The organism is Actinomadura soli (assembly GCF_005889715.1).
GTDB classification, from domain to species: domain Bacteria; phylum Actinomycetota; class Actinomycetes; order Streptosporangiales; family Streptosporangiaceae; genus Spirillospora; species Spirillospora soli.
The window spans coordinates 1-2,203 of sequence record NZ_VCKW01000518.1 but is presented as its reverse complement, the minus strand read 5'-3'; the positions used below and the strand labels follow the sequence as shown (position 1 = coordinate 2,203).

Genomic DNA, 2,203 nt, shown 5'->3' with positions numbered 1-2,203 from the left:
TTCGGTACGAGGTGTATAAGAGACAGCCGCTACTATGCGCTGCACGTTCAACTGATCACAGCGGAGGGGCAGCACGTGGCGGGGAAGGACCGCAAGAAGGAGCTCGCGCGGCAACGCTACGCGCGCCAGCAGCAGCAACGGGCGCAGGAGGCGGCGAAGGCCCGCCGTCTCAAGATCATCAGCTCGGCCGCGGCGGTGGCGGTGATCGCCGTCGGCGGCGCCGTGTTCGTGGTCGTCAGCCGGGACGACGAGTCCACGGCCGCCGGGCCGAAATGCGACTACAAGTCCGCGCAGGGGCCGGCCTCCAAGGACGTCGGCAAGCCGCCGGCCAAGCCCGCTTACACGGGCACCGTCCAGGCGACCGTCAAGACCAACAGCGGCGACGTGGAGATGCAGCTGTACGGCGCCAAGGCGCCCTGCGCCGTCAACTCCTTCGCGCACCTGGCGCAGAAGAACTACTTCGACAAGACGGAGTGCCACCGGCTCACGAGCGGCGGCCTCAACGTTCTCCAATGCGGCGACCCCACCGCCAAGGGAACGGGCGGGCCGGGCTACGAGTTCGCCAACGAGAACACCAACGGGGCCACCTACACCGAGGGCACGCTCGCCATGGCGAACGGCGGGCCGGACACCAACGGCAGCCAGTTCTTCCTGGTTTACAAGGACTCTCAGCTCCAGCCCGACTACACCGTGTTCGGGAAGATAACCAAGGGGCTGGACGTGCTGAAGAAGGTCGCCGACGGGGGCTCCGACCCGAAAGGCGATGGCAAGCCCAAAAAGAAGGTAGAGATCCAGGACGTCACGATCGCCGGGAAATAGGCGAACGGGATACTAAGGTGTGGAGGGTCCGGAGGGCGTGCGCCCGTCCGGACCCGCGATTCAGGAGGCAAGGGTGTCCAGCGCGACCGATCCCTGGGGCCGGGTGGACGAGGACGGCACCGTCTATGTCAAGACGACCGGCGGCGAGCGGGTCGTCGGCTCCTGGCAGGCCGGCGCGCCCGAAGAGGCCCTGGCGTACTTCAAGCGCAAGTACGACTCGCTCGTCACCGAGATCGGCCTGCTCGAACAGCGCGTCCGCACCACCGATCTGCAGCCCGCCCAGGCGCAGCAGAGCATCGACCGGCTCCGCGAAGCCGTCTCCGAGGCGCACGCCGTCGGCGACCTCGACGCGCTCGGCCGCCGCCTGGACGGCCTGAGCGAGCAGGTCGGGCGGCGCCGCGAGGAGGTCCGCGCCCAGCGCGAGCAGCACCGCCACGAGGCCCGCGAGGTCAAGGAGCGGATCGTCGCCGAGGCCGAGCGGATCGCGGCCGAGGAGACCCACTGGAAGAACGGCGGGGAGCGGCTGCGCCAGCTCGTCGAGGAGTGGAAGGCCGCCGACCGCATCGACCGGCCCACCGAGACCTCCCTGTGGAAGCGGCTGTCGTCGGCCCGCAACGCCTTCACCAAGCGCCGCAAGGCGTACTTCGCCACCCTGGACGACCAGCGCGAGGAGTCCCGCAGGGAGAAGGAGCGCCTCGTCGCGGAGGCGGAGGCGCTGTCGGACTCGACCGACTGGGGCGAGACGGCCGCCGCCTACCGCGACCTGATGCGCCGCTGGAAGACGGCGGGCCGCGCCTCCCGCGACGCCGAAGAGGACCTGTGGACCCGCTTCAAGGGCGCCCAGGACACCTTCTTCCAGGCCCGCAGCGCCGCGTTCGCCGAGCGCGACGCCGAGTTCCGCGAGCACGCCGAGGAGAAGGAGAAGATCCTCGCCGAGGCCGAGCGGCTGCTGCCCGTCAGGGACGTCCGGCAGGCCAGGCAGGCGCTGCGCGGCATCCAGGAGCGCTGGGAGGCCGCCGGCATGGTCCCCCGCGACCAGCGCGACCGCCTCGAAGGCCGGCTCCGCAAGATCGAGGAGACCATCCGCGCCGCCGAGGAGAACGAGTGGCGCCGCACCAACCCCGAGGCCCGCGCCCGCGCCGAGGCCACCGTCACCCAGCTGCGCAGCTCCATCGAACAGCTAGAACGCCGTCTCGGCAAGGCCCGCGACGCCGGCCGTGAAAAGGACGTCAAGGAGGCCGAAGAGGCCCTCAACGCCCGCCGCGCCTGGCTGGAAGAGGCAGAACGCACCCTCGCCGAGTTCTCTTAGTCCATCGGGGTTAGGCGACGGTGCGGCCTAGGAAGGCTAGGAGGCGGGTTTGTTCTGTGGCGCCGTTCGGGGGTG

At 70.1% G+C, this 2,203-nt stretch carries 2 protein-coding genes; both read left to right on the top strand.

Translation table 11 applies throughout. From position 1 onward, the window contains the following. Positions 1–819 (top strand): peptidylprolyl isomerase (locus tag ETD83_RS41435; RefSeq protein WP_329603079.1); only part of this gene is annotated, 819 nt, incomplete at its 5' end. Between the two features lie 73 nt (positions 820–892). Further along, a complete protein-coding gene (locus ETD83_RS41430) occupies positions 893–2,128 on the top strand; it encodes a DUF349 domain-containing protein (RefSeq protein WP_138650702.1) in 1,236 nt (411 codons plus the stop codon). Positions 2,129–2,203 lie beyond the last annotated feature (75 nt).